This is a genomic window from Desulfogranum aggregans (assembly GCF_055398265.1).
The window spans coordinates 2,581,879-2,600,003 of record NZ_AP042447.1 but is presented as its reverse complement, the minus strand read 5'-3'; the positions used below and the strand labels follow the sequence as shown (position 1 = coordinate 2,600,003).

At 52.7% G+C, this 18,125-nt stretch carries 14 protein-coding genes and 1 tRNA gene; 12 read left to right on the top strand and 3 right to left on the bottom strand.

Going from position 1 to position 18,125, the window contains the following annotated elements; all coding sequences use genetic code 11:
• Nucleotides 1–24: 24 nt before the first annotated feature.
• Nucleotides 25–1,062 (bottom strand): D-alanyl-D-alanine carboxypeptidase family protein, encoded by a 1,038-nt coding sequence (locus tag ACZ52Z_RS11540; protein WP_464266938.1) that lies wholly within the window; start codon nt 1,060–1,062, stop codon nt 25–27.
• A gap of 184 nt (nt 1,063–1,246) precedes the next feature.
• Between ACZ52Z_RS11540 and ACZ52Z_RS11535 the strand changes: the two genes are divergently transcribed.
• Together ACZ52Z_RS11535 and ACZ52Z_RS11530 are read left to right on the top strand one after the other, a co-directional pair.
• The gene (locus ACZ52Z_RS11535; protein ID WP_464266937.1) at nt 1,247–3,004 is read left to right on the top strand and encodes an AMP-binding protein; all 1,758 of its coding nucleotides are present in this window, start codon (nt 1,247–1,249) and stop codon (nt 3,002–3,004) included.
• 26 nt (nt 3,005–3,030) lie between these two features.
• Nucleotides 3,031–4,257 carry an OmpP1/FadL family transporter gene (locus ACZ52Z_RS11530; protein ID WP_464266936.1) on the top strand — a complete coding sequence of 409 codons (1,227 nt, stop codon included), beginning with the start codon at nt 3,031–3,033 and terminating at the stop codon, nt 4,255–4,257.
• Nucleotides 4,258–4,348: 91 nt separating this feature from the next.
• On the opposite strand, the gene ACZ52Z_RS11525 is transcribed toward ACZ52Z_RS11530, so the two are convergent.
• Together ACZ52Z_RS11525 and ACZ52Z_RS11520 are read right to left on the bottom strand one after the other, a co-directional pair.
• A complete protein-coding gene (locus ACZ52Z_RS11525; protein ID WP_464266935.1) occupies nt 4,349–4,969 on the bottom strand; it encodes a site-2 protease family protein in 621 nt (206 codons plus the stop codon).
• 105 nt (nt 4,970–5,074) lie between these two features.
• Nucleotides 5,075–7,762, bottom strand: a complete 2,688-nt coding sequence (locus tag ACZ52Z_RS11520; RefSeq protein ID WP_464266934.1) for a CBS domain-containing protein — start codon at nt 7,760–7,762, stop codon at nt 5,075–5,077.
• A 206-nt stretch (nt 7,763–7,968) separates the two neighbouring features.
• Between ACZ52Z_RS11520 and ACZ52Z_RS11515 the strand changes: the two genes are divergently transcribed.
• The 10 genes from ACZ52Z_RS11515 to pnp all read left to right on the top strand — a co-directional run bounded on the left by ACZ52Z_RS11515 (nt 7,969) and on the right by pnp (nt 18,107).
• Nucleotides 7,969–8,044, top strand: a tRNA-Gly gene (locus tag ACZ52Z_RS11515).
• Nucleotides 8,045–8,212: 168 nt separating this feature from the next.
• Complete coding sequence (locus ACZ52Z_RS11510; protein ID WP_464266933.1) at nt 8,213–8,674, top strand: ribosome maturation factor RimP; 462 nt, start codon at nt 8,213–8,215, stop codon at nt 8,672–8,674.
• 81 nt (nt 8,675–8,755) lie between these two features.
• The gene (gene nusA, locus ACZ52Z_RS11505) at nt 8,756–10,183 is read left to right on the top strand and encodes a transcription termination factor NusA (RefSeq protein ID WP_464270786.1); all 1,428 of its coding nucleotides are present in this window, start codon (nt 8,756–8,758) and stop codon (nt 10,181–10,183) included.
• Nucleotides 10,149–10,397 (top strand): YlxR family protein, encoded by a 249-nt coding sequence (locus tag ACZ52Z_RS11500; protein ID WP_464266932.1) that lies wholly within the window; start codon nt 10,149–10,151, stop codon nt 10,395–10,397. The genes nusA and ACZ52Z_RS11500 overlap by 35 nt, the downstream gene beginning before the upstream one ends.
• A 26-nt stretch (nt 10,398–10,423) precedes the next feature.
• Nucleotides 10,424–13,231, top strand: a complete 2,808-nt coding sequence (gene infB, locus ACZ52Z_RS11495) for a translation initiation factor IF-2 (protein ID WP_464266931.1) — start codon at nt 10,424–10,426, stop codon at nt 13,229–13,231.
• 18 nt (nt 13,232–13,249) lie between these two features.
• Complete coding sequence (rbfA, locus tag ACZ52Z_RS11490) at nt 13,250–13,645, top strand: 30S ribosome-binding factor RbfA (protein WP_464266930.1); 396 nt, start codon at nt 13,250–13,252, stop codon at nt 13,643–13,645.
• Nucleotides 13,632–14,618, top strand: coding sequence for a DHH family phosphoesterase (locus ACZ52Z_RS11485; RefSeq protein ID WP_464266929.1), 987 nt, complete (start codon nt 13,632–13,634; stop codon nt 14,616–14,618). Before rbfA ends, ACZ52Z_RS11485 begins: the two co-directional genes overlap by 14 nt.
• A gap of 28 nt (nt 14,619–14,646) precedes the next feature.
• Nucleotides 14,647–15,414: a tRNA pseudouridine(55) synthase TruB gene (gene truB, locus ACZ52Z_RS11480; RefSeq protein WP_464270785.1), complete on the top strand. Its 768-nt coding sequence runs from the start codon at nt 14,647–14,649 to the stop codon at nt 15,412–15,414.
• Between the two features lie 120 nt (nt 15,415–15,534).
• Nucleotides 15,535–15,804: a 30S ribosomal protein S15 gene (gene rpsO / locus ACZ52Z_RS11475; protein WP_464266928.1), complete on the top strand. Its 270-nt coding sequence runs from the start codon at nt 15,535–15,537 to the stop codon at nt 15,802–15,804.
• A 215-nt stretch (nt 15,805–16,019) separates the two neighbouring features.
• Complete coding sequence (gene pnp / locus ACZ52Z_RS11470) at nt 16,020–18,107, top strand: polyribonucleotide nucleotidyltransferase (RefSeq protein WP_464266927.1); 2,088 nt, start codon at nt 16,020–16,022, stop codon at nt 18,105–18,107.
• The last annotated feature ends 18 nt before the right edge of the window (nt 18,108–18,125 follow it).

Genomic DNA, 18,125 nt, shown 5'->3' with positions numbered 1-18,125 from the left:
ACGCTGTGTGACGGTGTTTGCCGGTTAATTGAGGGTCGTGTCCGACCCTTGCCCTGCGGCCTCAGCCAAACGGATCTGCTGTTTTTTCTTGAAGCCGTAATCCACCAGTTTTTTCACATCGCTCCACATGGTTTCACTTCCCATGATCGCCACTATAATAGTCTCCCCATCCCTCGAAAACTGGCCAACATAGGTTTGACGGGCAGCAGCGGTATACCCTGTTTTTCCCGCCTGGGTCCCCTTTACGCGCCATAGCGCCTTGTTGTGATTGTAGAGTGTCTTGCCTTCGGTAGTGACCGCTTTGCGTTTTTTCATGCGACGGGCGAATTCCGTATTGTGCATTGCATGCCGGAAAATATTGGCTAAATCCCGTGCTGTGGATTGCTGACCTTTGGCGGTGAGACCGGAGGCTGTTTTACAAATAGTACGTTTCGCGCCCCAGAGTTTTGCCCTGAGGGTCATCATGTAGGCAAATTTCTTTTCATCACCCGCGATTTTTTCAGCAAGCGCGACGCTTGCATCATTGGCTGATGCGAGGAGGACGGCATTGATCAAATCGGTCGCAGGGTACTCTTTTTTCGGGTCCAGGTAGACCTTGGAGGCGGGCATTTGTGATGCCCTGCGGCTGACGCTGATTTTTTCGTTTTCCTGTAGTATTTTCAGTGCAATGGCGCCAGTGAGGACCTTGATGGTTGATGCTGGCTGCCGGGGGAGATCAGGGGCTTTTGCAAAAAGCGTGTCACCGGTTGCAGCATCCATAACCATAACACTCTTCGAGCTTATCTGTTTGTGGATATGAGGGAGGTTCACGCTGCTTTTGCCTGCAGGTGCAACTGCGCGTTTTACCCGGGAGAGGGAGTTTCTGGAGCCAAGAGTGACGATTTTTCCTGGCGTTTTCGGCCGGGAAGTCGAAGGACGGTCGGTTGCCGGTGGCGCCTGGCTTTCCATGCGTTGTTTGCCGGGCGTGGAAAGCACCGGCAACTGAGCGGCATCAAGCTCCGGAGCATAGAGCAGGGGACAGAGCAGGAGCAGGAGCAGAAAAAGAGTTGTGCCTTTGAGCATTTTGTGTGCGTCGATCAATGGTGAGCAGTTGCAAAAAGAGTGAAATTTTACATTCAGGGCTAAGGGGCTGTCAAGTCATTTGCCCCCTGTTTCCTTTGAAAACTCTCGTAGTTTATGGTAACAACAGAGCAAATTAGGATTGGGTGGTCAACGCCCGTTGAACAGCCAGCATGAAGGAGAAAGGATGACTATAAAGGTACCAGGGGCGCACGAGTCCGTTGATGCCAATACTGCCGAAAACCTCCCGGCTATCCAGGAAAATGCGCTTACCTTAAACGACCTTATCGACATCAGCTGTCGGCGGTTTCGTCAGTTGCCGGCCATAGGCATGGCTTTGGAAAAACCGCAGAGCTACAAGGAATTGCATGTCAGGATACTGAGCGTGGCCGCCTATATGGCCTCGCTGGGAGTGAAGCGTGGCGACAGGGTCGCCATTCTCAGCGAAAATTCTCACTATTGGGGGCTTGTCTATTTTTCCATTGTCAGGCTGGGTGCACATGCCGTTCCGATTCTTCCGGACTTGCCGGAAGCCGATGTCCACCATATCCTCAAGGAGATGGAGTGCAATACGGTTTTTCTCTCTCAGCGCCAGATGGAGAAAATATATGATCTGAAAAAGGACATGACGACGGTTGTCACTCTGGACGACTCCATGGATGACACAGGGTTGATTGCCCACCGTCCTTTTGGCAGCTTTCTTGATGAGGCGCTTACTCAATTTGGGGAGGAAGCAGAGAAAGAGACCCTTACTTTCCCTGTTGTCAAGCCCGATGACCTGGCCTCCATCCTGTATACCTCTGGAACCTCAGGGTTTTCCAAGGCCGTCATGCTGACCCATGAGAACCTGTGTGCCAATGCCTATTCCGCAAGCGGGGTCATGGATATTCAGCCGGAGTGGGTCTTCCTCTCGGTTTTGCCCATTTCCCACACCTACGAGTTCACGGTGGGATTCCTGTTGCCCCTGTTAACCGGGGGGCGCATTGTCTATGCCGGCAAAACTCCAACCCCGGCCGTTTTGCAGCGGATTTGCGCCAAAGAAAGACCGCATGTGATGCTCGTGGTACCGCTGGTGATCGAGAAAATATATAAAAAACGGGTCTTGCCGGCGGTGGAAAAGAGTAAAATGTTGTCGTTTGCCTGTCGATTCAACATGGGAAGAAAGTTGATTTACCGCAAGATCGGCTCAAGATTGACTGAATTTTTCGGCGGGAGAATGCAGCTCATGGGTATCGGCGGAGCGGCGCTGAACCCGGAGGTAGAAGTTTTTCTTCGTGATGCCGGCTTTCCGTTTCTGGCAGGTTATGGGCTGACCGAGGCGTCTCCCCTGGTTGCCGGCGGACCCCATGGTGATAGGAGCGTGCGGCTTGGCTCGGTGGGGAAGCCTATTCCACGGGTTGAGGTGAGGATCGAGGATGCCACCGAAGGCGAGGGCATCGGCGAGATCGTTGTTCGAGGACCGAACATCATGCAGGGCTACCTCAATGATCCGGAAGCAACCCAGGAGAGCTTTTCCGGGGATGGATGGCTGAAAACCGGTGATCTTGGATATATAGACAGTGACGGCAATCTGCATATACGAGGGCGGTCAAAATCGGTTATCGTGCTTTCCAACGGGGAAAACGTGTATCCCGAGGCGATTGAGCACCGGGTAAATGCGTATCCGTTTGTCGTTGAATCACTGGTGGTCGAGAACCGGGGAGTGCTTGAGGCCTGGGTGTACCCCGATTATGAGTTTATTGACGGCAAAACTGTCGGCAAGAGCCGGTCGCAACGGCACCGGTATATTGCTTCGGTCCTTGAAGAAATGCGGGTCGAAGTTAATGAGAAGCTGGCGCCATCTTCCCGGCTTTCGCGGGTGCTTGAGCGAAGAGAGCCTTTTATCAAGACGGCGACGCACAAGATTAAACGATATCTGTATTCATCAGATACCATGCATGTCTGATCGGGCATGCAGCCAAAGGAGGAGAGATGAAAAAAACAGTGGCGGTGGCAACAGTTTTCCTTGCCGTTACGGGGACAGCATACGGTTCTGGGTGGAGGATACCTGAGCAATCGGTGAATTCCACCGCACGTGCCGGTGGGTATGTAGCCTATACTCCCGGAGCAGACGCGGCGTACTTTAACCCGGCAAATATGTCCTGGCTGGATGACCGGGGATACCTTGAACTGGATGGAACCTGGATACATCTTGCTGCCATCTCCTATACTGATAACCGCAATCCTGCCTTGAGTGGAAACTCGGAAGAGGAGAATTTTTTTCTGCCGACTTTTTTTGCTGTATCGCCCTATTATGGCGATTTTCGGCTTGGATTTTCTTTTACCGCTCCCGCCGGCCTGTCCAAGCAGTGGAAGGACCCCTTTCCCCGTACCTTTGCCGAAGAATTCACCTTAAAGGTGTTTGAGTTCAATCCGACCCTTTCCTATAAATTTTGTGAGCAGTTCGCCATCGGTCTCGGATTACGGGCACTCTATGCCGACGGCAAGGTGAAGAGTTTTGGCATGACCTCCATGGGGGCCGGAATCAGCCGGGATCTGGAAGGTGATACCTGGGAAGCGGGCTATAACCTCTCGCTGACCGCCCGGCCGGTTGAAGATCTGCATCTGGCTGTGAGCTATCGCTCGAGAGTTGACCTGGATGTTTCCGGTTCAGCCGATCTCGCCACCACCTTCGGGCCTGGTGCCTACAGTGGCGATGCAGAGGTTTCGGTTCCGGTTCCGGCCGTTCTGGCTCTTTCTGCGGCATATACCTTTTTTGATCAACTGACCGTTGAGCTGGAGTATGATCGGACTTACTGGTCGGAATATGAAACGCTTGATTTCAATTACGATGAACCGCTGAGCAATCCGGTATTGTTTGCGGCTTTTGATCAACCTCTGGAAAGAAGATGGTCGGATACGGATACCTTTCGTGTGAGCATTGAATACGATTTTAAAAACGATTTTGTGCTCATGCTCGGCTTTGCCCTCGATGAGAATCCGGAGCCTGACGATACCGTCAGTTTTGAGCTGCCGGATGCCGATGCCCAGCTCTATTCCATTGGGCTTCGGTATGCGGCTTCAGAAAATCTCGAACTGGGGATTGCCTACCTGTATGACAACAAAGATGACCGGAGTGTTGTCCAGAACACCATTAACGGCACCTTTACAGATACCGCAGCGCACCTACTCACTTTTGGACTCACCTGGAAAATATAATAAGGTATGTCGGGCGCTGTAACCGGCCAGAAAAAGGAGCAGCCTAGGCTGCTCCTCTTTTATTTGGGGCGGTGCTCCGGTTTTTCACTGGTTAACCGAGCAGGAGGTTGTTGGAAAAGTGGATAATCGGCATGATCAGCCGGGGGATGATACCGGTGTAAAAGAGCACCAGGAGCAGGATGAATCCAAATGGCTCCAATTTGAGAAAGCTCCTTGCCGCCGCTGGCGGCAGGAGACCCAGGAGCATTTTGGAGCCGTCAAGCGGAGGGATTGGAAGGCAATTGAAGACCGCAAGCATGATATTGATCCAGACGGATGCCACCAGCATGCCGACTAAAGGCTGCAGGATAAAGAGTGGCAGCAGCGGCAGCATCACAAAAAATTTGGCCAGGATGGCACTGGCTACGGCAAGGACAATATTTGCCCCTGGCCCTGCAAGGGCTACCAGGAGCATGCCTTTTTGCGGGTCGCGAAAATAGGAAGGGTTAACCGGTACCGGTTTGGCCCAGCCAATTTTCATGATAATAAACGCCAGCACACCCAGCGGATCAAGGTGCTTGAGCGGATTGAGGGTAAGGCGACCGGCATTTTTTGCGGTAGGGTCGCCGAGATGGTAGGCGACATAGCCATGGGCGAGTTCGTGGAGCGTGAGCGCAAACAGAAATGGCGGGGCAAGGAGTATGAACTGCTGAATAAAGGTGTTAAGCTGCATCGTGCGTCAGGGGTGATGTGTAAGCATGGCAAGGGTTCCGGATCTTTTTGTGAGTGAGCACACCATAAGGCCTAAAAAGAAAAAATCGAGGAGAATTTACAGCGGCTACAGTGGTCGATTGTCGTGGCGGGGGTAGTTGCTGGTGATGAAGTTGATCGCCTCGTCAGAGGTGCTCACCTGACCATCGAGCTGTACTTCGATCAAGTGGTTGAGCATGGAGCGGAAACCAGGCCCAGGCCGGTACCCCAAATCAATGAGTTCCTTGCCACCGATAACGGGAGTTACGTCCCTGAGGCGAGTGACAAAGGAGGACACAGCCTGCTGAATGTGTTTTTTTCTGGCAATGGTCATCAGGTAGAGCAACCCTTCATTGTCCAGATCGGCTAGCAGCCAATATATCTCGCTGGGTTTCATGAACGGTCGCTTCATCATATCCCGGGCAATACGCTCCACGTCGGTTTTCTGCTGGATCAGCTTTTTTCGATCCCTGGGCGGCAAATCAAAACGGATACAGAAATTTTGCAGCTCTTTGGTTCTGGACCGGCTCATGATAGCAAGCAGGTACACCATCCAGGACTCTATTTCTTCAGGCAGATAAAGCAGCTTGTACCAGGAGATGGCACGATTGGCCTGGGTGATGAAGTGAACAAAGCGCCGGTCAATCTTCAGGTTCGGTCGCAGGTCCGGCCACAAAAAGGGGAAGAGCTTGAACTGGGCAAGTCGCCTGAGCGCTGTAAGGGGATTGTTTTCAGAGAGAATGAGTTTGAGTTCGTAAAAAAAACGCGGTTCTTCGTACCGGTCAAAAAGGTGCATGACGACAGCGTTTTTCACCAGTTTTTCGGTGTGCCGGGTTATCTGAAAATCAAGTCGGCCTTCAAAGCGGATGGCTCGGAAAATTCTGGTAGGGTCTTCGACAAAACTCAGGTTATGCAGTACCTGGATGCGACGTTCCTTCAGGTCGTTCTGGCTATTGAAGTAATCGACAAGCGTGCCGAAACGCTGCGGGTTAAGATGGATCGCCATGGCGTTAATGGTAAAATCACGTCGATACAGGTCCAGCTTGATCGAGCTGAGTTCTACGGTGGGCATGGCCGCTGGATATTCGTAATATTCCAGGCGGGCAGTGGCGACATCAATTCGAGTCGTATCTGGAAAGATGATGGTCGCTGTCTGGAATTTTTCATGGGTGCGAACCGACGCGTTGTTTTGTGCTGCATAGGCTTTGGCAAAATGAACGCCGTCTCCTTCAACCACAATATCGATGTCTGTGTTGTTGATGTGCAGGAGCAGATCACGAACAAAGCCGCCAGCCACATAGGTGGTATATCCCATGGACGCAGCTGACTCACCAATATCCCTCAGCAGTATAACCGTAGCTTTGGGAAGCACCTGGGTCATGATGCCGCTGAGATTCCGGCTTCGTTTGACCGATGGCCTGTTGTCTTCCTGGAGCAGGTCTGCGGGTAGGTGTGCGGGATCACTAATCAGGAGGTTCAGCAGGTCGGTGCGAGTAATGACGCCGAGAACCTCCCTTTCCTTGACAATCGGGATCAGTCGCTGACGGTTTTCAATGATCAGTTCCTGAATGTCGGCCAGAGTGGCGTTTTCCGGCAGGGTGGCTATCTCGGTGGTCATATATTCGGCTACCGGCAGGGCCCCTAGTTTGTGATAGATGGCCTTTTCGGCAACCATTCTGGAGATCATTCCCAGGAATCCGGTGGGACGGTCCCCTTTTTCCGGATTGCCTCCGTTTTCGGCAACCGGCAGGACCGTGACGTTGTATCGGGTCATAAGCCGGTTGGCCTCGTCAATGGTGACGTTGGGTGTGACGGCAATCACCGGTGAGGACATCAATTCTCCGGCAATGGCTTTGGGGCGGATGTGCCGGTGCAGGAGGTGAATGAGCTTTTCTTCGGCTTCGAACAGGGTCATTTCCCGAACGGTTGCCGAGGCAGCTGAGGCGTGGCCTCCGCCGCCGAATGCACGGGCAATGGCGCCAACATTGACCTCCGGGATCCTGCTCCGCGCAATCAGGTAAATCCGTTCACCCATATCAATCAGGGCAAAAAGTGCATCGATATTTTCCATGGTCATTAATCGCTGAACAATGGCGGAAAAATCGTCGATGTATTCCGAGACGGTTAATTTGGTGAGTACAACATTAGTTGAACCGATAGGGTAGGTGGCGGCGTTGCTGTGCAGCTTGCCCAGGAGATTTACCTGCTGGGCGCTCATTTCGCGGGCAACGAACTGATTTACCACGTCAAGGTTGGCCCCATGCCGTAGCAGCCAGGCTGCAGCCAACATATCCCGGGAGTGGGTGGAGGAGTGCAGGAAATTGCCGGTGTCCTGGTAAATGCCCAGCGCCATAAGGGTCGCCTCGTCAGGAGTGGGGAGAATGTCCCGCTCTTGAAAAAGACCGGTGAAAATGGTAGTCGTTGAGCCGACTTCCTCTACTATTTCGTAATTGCCCCGGATGTCAGAGGGCGAGGCAGGGTGGTGATCGTAGAGGTGAATATCCAGTCCAGGATTGCCCAGGCAGTTGCTGAGTTCGCCTATGCGCTCCGGCTGACGGGTGTCGACGATAATGAGACGACGAACTTCAGGCAACTTGACATGCTTTATTTTTTTAAAGGCATAAATGTTGCGGAACTGTTGTGCGAGATACTCTCTGACTTTTTTCTCCTGAGATCCCGGGAAAACCAGCTCTGCCCGAGGGTAGAGGCGTTTTGCCGCGACCATGGAAGCGAAGCTGTCGAAGTCTGCGTTGATATGGCTGGTGATGATTTCCATGGTTGTGTGTATACACTATATTCCTGTACCGGTAAACGAGGGAATCCATGCTGCAGTGCGGGTGAAGAACCGCCAGGAGGCCGGAGGCGGTCACCGTGGTATGCATCTCGGTGAGATGCCATGGGGTACGAAAACTTCATCATTTTGTTGTTGCTTGACAAATGATAGGTGACAGGTTAAGCTTAGGGACTTTGGTAGGCTCAGGGGCGGGTGTAGCTCAGTTGGCAGAGCACAAGCTTCCCAAGCTTGGGGTCGCGGGTTCGAGCCCCGTTGCCCGCTCCACGGAAAGTCGAGGCCTGTGAACAGGCTGTGGGGGCTTGCCAGGGTTGTCATACGCCGAGATTTCGGTGTACGTGAAAGTGGGCTCTGCCCGCTTTTTTTATTGTCTAGCAAACGGAGATTGTACGTCGCGTAAACAGGGAAGATGACGCGGCAAGGTCATAACGAACCGTGGAAAAAGTAGGAAATCAGATCATTGATGAAATAACGGGGTTTGCAGAACCGCTGTTACGTGAGATGGAACTGGAACTGGTTGAGGTGCAGTTCAGGCGAGAAAATCATGGGTGGGTGTTGCGCTTATTTATTGATCAGGAACAGGGCGTGACCATCGATGATTGTGCCAATGTCAGCCGGGAAGTGAGTTCTTATCTCGAAGTGGAAGACCTCATTGATCACGCATATACACTGGAAGTTTCCTCTCCAGGAGCGGAGCGTCCTTTGAAAAGAAAAGAGGATTTCATCCGGTTTGCAGACAAAAAAGCAAGAATAAAATTACATGAACCGCTCAATGACCAGAAGGTGTTTACCGGGCTATTGAAAGGGGTTGAAGGCGAAGCGGTTGTTCTGGAGCAGGACGGCAAGATATTACTGCTGGATATGCACAATATATCCAAGGCGCGCCTCACCCTGTAAACGAGGTGTGGGCGAACTGAATGTGCCAAGACGATAGCCCACGGTCATCCCGTGATCGTCGAAGCAGGAGTGAATAACATGATGGTAGGGACAGAAAACTTAAAACGGATCATTGACCAGATTTGCCGAGACAAAGGTATTGACCGAACATTGTTGGTGGACGCCATCGAAGAGGCTGTACGGTCTGCCGTACGCAAGAAATACGGCAGCCGCCGGGATATAGAGGTCCAGTTCAGCGAAGATTTGGGCGAGATAGAGGTCTTCCAGTACAGAACAGTTGTAGAAGAGGTCTTTGACGAGGAAACGGAAATTTCCCTGGAAGACGCCCGGCGCCTTGATCCGGAGATAGAGCTGGAAGATGATCTTGGTGAGAAAATGAATAACATCGCTGATCTGGGCCGTATTGCAGCGCAGTCGGCGAAGCAGGTGATTATTCACCGCATGCGCGATGCGGAGCGTGATGTTATTTATGATATGTTTCGTGACCGGGAAGGAACCATCGTCAATGGTATCGTTCAGCGTTTTGAGCGGGGGAACATGGTCATTAATCTCGGGCGGACCGATGCCGTTCTACCGCGAGACGGCCAGATTCCGAAACGATCGTTCAAGCAGGGGGACCGCATTCGAGCCTATCTGCAGGAGGTTAAACAGGAATCACGTGATGCCCAGCTGGTTCTCAGCCGTACCTGTAATGAGTTTCTGGTGAAACTGTTCGAACTTGAAGTGCCCGAGATAGCCGAGGGCGTGGTGAAGATCATGGGGGCCAGTCGAGAACCTGGCTTCAGAGCAAAAATCGCTGTTTCCTCCATCGAGTCGGATGTCGATCCAGTTGGGGCATGTGTGGGGCTTAAAGGCTCACGAGTGCAGAATGTCGTCCAGGAGTTGCAGGGAGAGCGTATCGATATTGTTCCCTGGAGTCCTGATCCTGCCAAGTATGTGTATAATGCGCTGGCACCTGCGGAAGTCTCCATGGTGATCGTGGATGAAGAAAAAAAATCGTTGCTGGTGGTAGTCCCTGATGACCAGTTATCACTGGCAATCGGGCGGCAGGGACAAAATGTCAGGTTGGCCTCCCGCCTGCTTGGCTGGCGAATTGACGTCAAGAGTGAACAGCGCTATTCCAACATGGAAAACCCGGGATATGCCACCCTGACCGCTCTGGAAGGGGTTGATGAAGGCATGGCCGATCGTCTGTTCGCTGCCGGAATTACCTCGGCTGCCCAGTTGGCGGCAACAGAGCAAGAACAGTTGATGAGCATTGCACGAGTCGATCCCGATCAGGCAACCGCTCTTCTCCAAGAAGCAGCGCTTGCGCCGGTGCCGGAGGAAACGGACACATCGGCAGTGGAGAATCAGCCTGTCGCAGAGCAGGAACCCCCTGAGGAAGATGCTCTTCAGCCTGAAAGCCGAGTGGAAGAAGGTGGGTCGACGGTGGACGTCGCACCAGCCGAGTCTGTGGAGCCAATAGAATCTGGTGAGTCGGGAGAGCCTGAAGGTGAGGCATCCTGAACCACGCTATCCTGAGCGGACATGCCGGGGGTGCGGAGCAAAAAGGCCGCAGCAGGAGTTGATTCGACTAAGCCTGCAGGATGGGAAGCTGGTCGATGACCCTCTCCGACGCCTTCCTGGACGCGGCCTGTATTGTTGTGAGAATGAACGGTGCCGCAGTCGGTTGATAAAGAACAAGAGAGTACTGAAACAAGCGTTTCGCCTTACAGTTTGACGCGTTAAAGAAGACAGGAGCATGCAATGAGTAGGGTCCGGGTGTACGAACTGGCAAAAGAGGCCGGATTAAAAAGTAAGGAGCTGGCTGATAAGTTGATAGCTATGGGATACCCTATAAAAAGTCACAGCTCGACAGTCGATGATGATATGGCAGCGGATATACGAAAAAAAATAAAAGAAAATGCCGTATCTGGAACGGGTGAAGGACGGATTGACCTGAAGGATCGCTCAACAGTGGTGAAAAAACGACCGAAAACAGTTGTGCGGCGCCGTTCAAAGGCCCAGAAGGAAGAGGCTTTAAAGCGTCAGGAAGAAGCAGAGGACTTGGTCCGGCAGGAGGAAACGGGTGATGAATCGCCTCAAGCTCCCGTTGTTGAAGCGGTGCCTGCCGACGATCTGGAATCTGATCACCCGCCTGTTGTAGCGGAAACACCTGCCGGGGAAGAGGTCCACGCTGCTGACTTGTCCGGAGAAGACCAGTACAGTGGTGAGACCGAACAGGGAGTTGAGGAGCGGTCCGAAGCATCGGCTGCAGAAGAAGCGGTGGAAGTGGATACCGCCGCTACCGATGCAGACTCCGTGTCGGCTGAAGGGGCCGAACAGGCGAGCAGTGAGTCTGAGCTGGAGAGTGCTCTGGAGCAACCGTCGGAAAATAAAGATGAACAGGAAATGGTTCAGGCGAAGAAAAAGCAACACGAGCCGAAAAAACTGGCAAAGATCGTCGGCAGGGTAGAGATCCCTCAGCCGACCGAAAAACGATCCAGACCCGCCCGTCGGCCGGTCCGTCCCGGGACGCAGGCACGGCCAAGTGCGCCTATGGCCGGACAGGAACCGTCTCAACCCTCTGGTGTCAAAGGGAAGAAAAAAGGGAAACGAGTGGTCGCTATCCAGTCGGAAGGAGATGAAGCCCGAGGGAAAAAGCCATTGAAAGGCGGCAAGCGGGGTCGAGGTAAACTCGACTTCAACCAGGGGGGCGATGTTGAGTACATGCGACCGCGGAAAGGCAAGCGGAAAAAAGACGGCGGACGTCGGGAAAAAAATGTACAGCAACCTGCTGCTGAGGCCAAGGCCATCAAAAGGCGGGTGAAAATTGTTGAGACGATCAGTGTCGGGGACTTGGCCAAACGGATGGGAGTCAAGGCCAATGAAGTTATCGCCGCGCTGATGAGACTTGGCGTTATGGCTACCTTGAATCAGGCTCTTGATGTGGATACGGCGACCCTGGTCGCGGGTGATTTCGGTTATGAAGTTGAACAGGCCATGACTGAAGAACTGGAGATGGAGGCATTTCAGGAACTTGAGCAGGAAAAAGGGGGAGAGGCGCTGCCCAGACCTCCTGTGGTTACGGTCATGGGGCATGTTGACCACGGGAAAACGTCCATCCTCGATGCGATCAGAAAAACCGATGTCGCAACTGGTGAGGCAGGCGGGATCACCCAGCACATTGGTGCTTACCACGTGCAGGCTCCCTCGGGCGATCTGACCTTTGTCGATACCCCAGGCCATGCTGCCTTTACTGAAATGCGTTCCCGGGGCGCAAAGGTGACCGACATTGTTGTTCTGGTCGTTGCTGCCGATGACGGGGTCATGGACCAAACCAAAGAGGCTATAGCTCACTCCAAGGCCGCTGATGTGCCGATTGTGGTGGCTGTCAACAAGATAGACAAGGACAATGCAGACCCCGACCGTGTCAAACGGGAGCTTGGTGAATTCGGCCTGCTTCCCGAAGACTGGGGGGGAGATACCATTTACTGCGAGACCTCTGCCAAAAAAGGTATTGGTATCAATGAACTGCTGGAGTCCATACAGCTGCAGGCAGAAATCCTTGAATTGAAAGCCGATCCTGTCCGAAAGGCCAAAGGCACCGTGATCGAGGCCCAGCTCCACAAAGGGCGCGGACCGGTAGCAACGGTTCTGGTTCAGGAAGGAACCCTGAGAAACAGTGATAATTTTGTGGCCGGGATTTTCAGCGGCAAAGTGCGTACGCTGACCAATGAGCGCGGAGAGAACGTGAGCGAGGCCGGGCCGGCTATTCCTGTAGAGGTGCAAGGTCTTTCAGGGGTACCGCAAGCTGGTGATGAATTCGTTGTCGTTACCAGTGAGAAAATGGCAAAATCGCTGGCTCATTCGCGGCAACTCAAGGCACGTGAGTCCGAACTTGCGTCTGCATCCAAGGTTTCACTGGATAACCTGTTTGAAAAAATGGCCGAGCAGGATGTCAAGGAGCTGCGTGTCATACTGCGTGCCGACGTCCAGGGTACGTTGCAGGCCTTTGGTCAGGCAGCGGAAAAACTTTCCACCAGTGAGATCAAGGTCCGGGTCCTGCATGAAGGAACAGGTTCGATTACCGATAACGATATTCACCTGGCTGCTGCCTCGGATGCCATTATCATCGGGTTTAATGTTCGACCGACCGTTAAGGTGAAGGAACTGGCAGAACGGGAACAGGTCGATGTCCGATCATATGATGTTATTTATCATGCCCTGGAGGACATTGAAAAAGCGATGCTCGGTATGCTGGAACCGACGTTTGAGGAACGGGTCATCGGCACCGCCGAGGTCCGAGATACCTTTCAGGTTCCCAAGGTAGGAACGATTGCCGGATGCTCGGTTATTGATGGCAAAATAGAGCGTAATGCCAATGTACGCGTACTGCGTGACGGCGTGGTTATCTATACGGGTAAGGTCGGTTCCCTGAGAAGGTTTAAAGATGATGTCAAAGAAGTGCTCACCGGTTTCGAATGCGGCATCGGCGTGGAAAATTTCAATGACATCAAGCTGGGGGATCACCTGGAAGCCTTTGTTCTTGATGAAGTGGAGGCAACCCTGTAACGCATACAGGCAAAAACGATGGATTTTGATTTTACTCTTCCCGGGCTTGGACGCCCGGAAAGTTCACGGCCTAAGCGAGTGGCCGAGGCAATAAAAAATGAATTGTCGCTGGCGTTGTTGCAGAAGGTCAGTGACCCGCGGCTGGCAGCGGTAAGCGTTTCTCATGTGATCGTAACTCCTGACCTGAAGCAGGCCAAGGTGTATTATACGCTCCCTGCGGGCAGCGATATTCAGCCGGTGAACAAAGCACTGCATAAGGCAAAAGGGTTTTTCCGCAGTCACCTTGCCACCACCATCAACCTGCGCTTCACTCCTGATCTCTTTTTTCATTTTGATGATCAAAACGAAGAGCTGGAACGCATTGATTCGCTTTTTCGGCAGATTGAGAAGGAAAGGAAAAATGAAGGTTCCTGACCACATTACAACCGCGATCCGGGGAGCTGATAATATCGTACTGGCGACCCATATCAATCCGGACGGCGATGCTATCGGCTCCCTGCTCGGGATGATGTATCTCGCCCTTGGTCTCGGAAAAAATGTGTTTGCCTACATGGAAGAGCCAGCTTCCCAGCTCTACCGTTTTTTGCCCGGGTGCGGGCATATACAAACCGACTTGGATGCTCTGCAACAGTTTGTCGACAATGCCGGTGAGAATATCCTGGCTGTCAGCCTTGACTGCGGTGATCGTGAACGATTGGGAAAGAACGGGCCCCGTCTAATGCAGATTAGGCCGTTCATGGTAATTGATCACCATCAGGGCAACAATGGATTTGGCGATATGGCTTGGGTGGAGCCGACCAGGTCCTCAACCGGGGAGATGGTTTTTGACTTGTCCCTGGCACTGGGTCAGGACGTGAACCTTGAAGCAGCCGAGTGCCTTTACGCTGCCATAACCACTGATACCGGCTCATTCAAATATGAATCGACCAGTGAACACACGATGACCGTGGCGCGGGAATTGATCCTGCGTGGCGTGAATCCGGCCAGGATAGCTTCCAATCTGTATGATAATTATACCCTGGGGCGGCTGCAACTGCTGCAGGAGGTGTTGGCTAGCCTGGAAATGTTCCACAAAGACCGCATTGCCGTTATCCGGGTAACCCGCAATATGCTTGAGCGAACCTTTACCACCATGGAGGACACCGAGCATTTTATCAACCTTCCGCGATCCGTACGCTCTGTCCGGGTGGCTGTTTTTCTGAAGGAGGTCGATGAAAATCTGGTATCGGTCAGCATGCGGGCCAAAGGACACTGCAATGTAGCTACCGTGGCAGCACAGTTAGGTGGAGGCGGGCACAAAAATGCCAGCGGGTTTCGCTGCCATAATCAATCCATTGATGCTGTGCGCGATATGCTGATTCCTCTTTTGCAGCAGGCCATGGGTTGAACCGTTTGAGGAGCAGTGTTTGCCAGTGATGGAGCAGCTCTTTACTGCAGGCGTGTTTTTGGTCGATAAACCTGTGGATGCCACCTCTTTTGCGATGGTGCACAAGGTGAGACGACTGTTGGGCATAAAAAAAGTCGGTCATGCGGGAACCCTTGATCCGTTTGCCAGCGGTTTGCTTATCATATGTGCGGGCCGGCCTGCTACCCGGAATATTGAACATTTCATGGGCGGACAGAAAACCTACCTGGCGATTTTGCAGTTGGGAAAGGAGACCACCACCCTGGATCCGGAAGGAGAAGTGACCTCGATCGTTCCAGTGCCGCCGCTGTCCCAGGCCCAGCTCACTGCATGTCTTGCAGGGTTTACCGGCCCACAGATGCAGGCTCCACCACCCTTTTCCGCGGCAAAGCACAAGGGCAAGCCTCTGTATTATTATGCCAGACAAGGAATCACGATCACCAAGCCGCCTAAACCCATTCAAATATATTCCCTAACCGGAGAATTGGCACCCTTCGATCGGGTTCGGCTGAAAGTGACCTGCAGTCGAGGGACATATGTTCGGGTCTTGGCCCAAGACATTGGTCGTGCACTTGGGTGCGGCGCACACCTTATCGAATTGCGGCGAACGGCCAGTGGCCCTTTTCGGGTGGAACAGGCTGTAGATGGGCAGCGGTTAAACGAATCAACAGGCCTTAATGAGCTGATGAAAACCATGCTGTCGGTTGAGGCAGCCGTAAAAATAATCGACCAGCAGCAGGGAAAAGAAGCTCCTCACGTATTGCGCGTGGGAAAATAATGTTTACAAGTCCTCCGGAGTTACCCCTCTGACTCCGGTGAGAGGACTATTTATCCAGACTCCAGACAAGGCTGAGGGCAGGTGCTTTGCTGGCAGCAGAAGGACAAATGGAGGTGCTTTATGGCACAGTCAAATGCAGTGAAAAAAGAAATTATTGAAAAATTTAAAACCCATGAAGGCGATACCGGTTCCTGCGAGGTGCAGATAGCCTTGCTCACCGACCGGATCAAGTACCTGACGGAACATTTCAAGACCCACAGCAAGGATCATCATTCCCGGCGTGGGCTGCTGAAACTCGTCGGCCGTCGGAGAAGCCTGTTAAAATATCTGCAGAAAAAAGATATCGTAAAATATCGGGAACTGATCAAGGAAGTCGGTATTCGTAAATAAATGAAAGAGGTGACGGGCAGGGCGATTGAAAGGTACCTGCCCGTCGCCTTTTTGCGATTCTGTTGCAGTCATGGCAGGGGAGTAAAGACACAAAGGATACGGCAGGCAAGATGTTGATTTTGCCGGCGTATCCTTTGTGGCTTTGTGACCCCATCTACCTGTAGCAGGATCAATGTTACTACAATGTTCCCAATCCATGAGGAACAGGAGAATCTATGTATACACTACGTGAAGTAGAGATCGGTGGTCAGAAGATAACTTTTGAAACCGGAAAAATGGCCAAGCAGACCAATGGTTCTGTTGTCGTTTCCAGCGGTGACACCAAGGTGTTGGTCACCGTAGTCGCTGAAAAGAAAGCAAAAGACATGGGCTTTTTGCCCCTGACCATAGAGTATCAGGAACGAATGTATGCTGCCGGCCGCATTCCAGGCAGCTATTTCCGCCGGGAAATCGGAAGACCCAGTGAAAAGGAAGTCCTTACCTGTCGGTTGATCGACAGGCCGCTCAGACCGCTTTTTCCCGATGGATATATGTGCGAAACACAACTCATTGCCACTGTTTTTTCGGCAGATCAGAACTTTGATCCGGACATCCTGGCGATGAATGGCGCTTCTGCCGCGCTGATGCTCTCAGACCTTCCCTTTGCAGGGCCAATTGCCGCTGCCAGAGTCGGCTACGTCGATGGCGAGTATGTGCTTAACCCCTCCAACGGGCAATTGGAGAAGTCGCAACTGAACTTGGTGGTTGCCGGTACAGCCTCGGCTGTGGTTATGGTGGAAGGGAGAGCAGGAGAGCTGAGTGAGGACACGGTCCTTGATGCGATCTTTTTTGCTCATGAACAGATTCAGCCCCTGATTGAACTGCAGCTGCAGCTACAGCAGGAAGTGGGAAGGGCAAAGCGTGAGGTCATTGCGCCGACCGTTAACACCGCTCTGCAGGAAAAGGTTGAGGCGTTGGCGGCCCAGGGAATGGAAGAGGTGGTGAATACCGCTGAAAAGATGGCCCGTGGAGACCGGTACGACCAGCTGAAGGAAGAGGTCATCACCCAGGTCGACCCCGAACTGTATGAGGACGAAAAAGAGGTCTTCGAACTACTGAGCAGTTATAAAAAACGCGTTATGCGCGACCGTATTGTTTCCCAGGGCAAGCGACTAGATGGTCGTTCCTTTGAAGAGGTGAGGCCCATTGACTGTGAGGTGGGAATTCTGCCGCGCGCGCATGGATCTGCACTTTTTACCCGTGGTGAGACCCAGGCCCTGGTTATTTCCACCCTGGGCAGTGAACGGGATGAGCAGCACCTTGAAGGGTTGAGCGGTGACGTTTATCGTCGGTTTATGCTCCACTATAATTTCCCGCCTTTTTGTGTCGGTGAGGTGCGATTCCTCCGCGGACCGAGCAGGAGGGATATTGGTCACGGTACCCTCGCTCGCCGAGGGGTGGATGCTGTTCTGCCGGCTCAGGATGAATTCCCCTATACCATGCGGGTGGTCTCCGAGGTGCTGGAGTCCAATGGATCTTCTTCCATGGCCACAGTGTGCGGTGCCAGCCTTGCATTAATGGATGCAGGTGTTCCTGTAAAAGCCCCGGTTTCCGGGGTTGCCATGGGATTGATCAAAGAGGGGGAGAAGGTCGTCATCCTCACCGATATCCTTGGCGATGAAGACCATCTTGGCGATATGGATTTTAAGGTTGTCGGTACTGATTCAGGGATCACCGGTCTGCAGATGGATATCAAAATCGATGGTGTGGACAGGGAAATAATGGGGAAAGCCCTTGCCCAGGCTCGTGGCGGCAGGGTCCATATACTTGGAAAGATGCACGAGGCGATCGAGTCTCCACGCGATCGAGTCTCTGAGCATGCGCCCAAATATATCAGCCTGCAGATTAACCCCGATAAAATTCGGGATATAATTGGCCCTGGTGGGAAGATCATCCGTGAAATGACCACCGAGTTTGACTCCAAGATCGATGTGGAGGATAACGGAACGGTGAAGATTTTCAGTAATAACGCTGAATCAGCTAAGGCCTTGGTCAAGCGAATTGAAGAGATTACCGCTGTCCCGGAAGTAGGTAAGGTGTATGAAGGTGAGGTGAAGACCATTAAGGATTTCGGCGCATTTGTGCAGATTCTGCCCGGTACTGACGGCATGGTGCATATTTCCGAACTTAAACACAGCCGGGTCAACAAGGTAACCGATGTTCTTAAAGAAGGTGATATGGTCAAGGTCAAAGTGATTGAGATCGACAGCCGCGGAAGGATTCGTCTCAGTCGCAAGGCTGCCTTGGAGGAAGGGGAGGAGTAGTCTTCAGTCTTCCGTCTT

What these genes read in the sequence shown, in the direction of transcription:
- ACZ52Z_RS11540 (WP_464266938.1), bottom strand. Translation starts at nt 1,062, where the DNA reads ATGCTCAAAGGCACAACTCTTTTTCTGCTCCTGCTCCTGCTCTGTCCC.
- infB (WP_464266931.1), top strand. Translation starts at nt 10,424, where the DNA reads ATGAGTAGGGTCCGGGTGTACGAACTGGCAAAAGAGGCCGGATTAAAA.
- ACZ52Z_RS11530 (WP_464266936.1), top strand. Translation starts at nt 3,031, where the DNA reads ATGAAAAAAACAGTGGCGGTGGCAACAGTTTTCCTTGCCGTTACGGGG.
- ACZ52Z_RS11525 (WP_464266935.1), bottom strand. Translation starts at nt 4,969, where the DNA reads ATGCAGCTTAACACCTTTATTCAGCAGTTCATACTCCTTGCCCCGCCA.
- rbfA (WP_464266930.1), top strand. Translation starts at nt 13,250, where the DNA reads ATGGATTTTGATTTTACTCTTCCCGGGCTTGGACGCCCGGAAAGTTCA.
- truB (WP_464270785.1), top strand. Translation starts at nt 14,647, where the DNA reads ATGGAGCAGCTCTTTACTGCAGGCGTGTTTTTGGTCGATAAACCTGTG.
- pnp (WP_464266927.1), top strand. Translation starts at nt 16,020, where the DNA reads ATGTATACACTACGTGAAGTAGAGATCGGTGGTCAGAAGATAACTTTT.
- ACZ52Z_RS11520 (WP_464266934.1), bottom strand. Translation starts at nt 7,762, where the DNA reads ATGGAAATCATCACCAGCCATATCAACGCAGACTTCGACAGCTTCGCT.
- ACZ52Z_RS11485 (WP_464266929.1), top strand. Translation starts at nt 13,632, where the DNA reads ATGAAGGTTCCTGACCACATTACAACCGCGATCCGGGGAGCTGATAAT.
- rpsO (WP_464266928.1), top strand. Translation starts at nt 15,535, where the DNA reads ATGGCACAGTCAAATGCAGTGAAAAAAGAAATTATTGAAAAATTTAAA.
- ACZ52Z_RS11535 (WP_464266937.1), top strand. Translation starts at nt 1,247, where the DNA reads ATGACTATAAAGGTACCAGGGGCGCACGAGTCCGTTGATGCCAATACT.
- nusA (WP_464270786.1), top strand. Translation starts at nt 8,756, where the DNA reads ATGGTAGGGACAGAAAACTTAAAACGGATCATTGACCAGATTTGCCGA.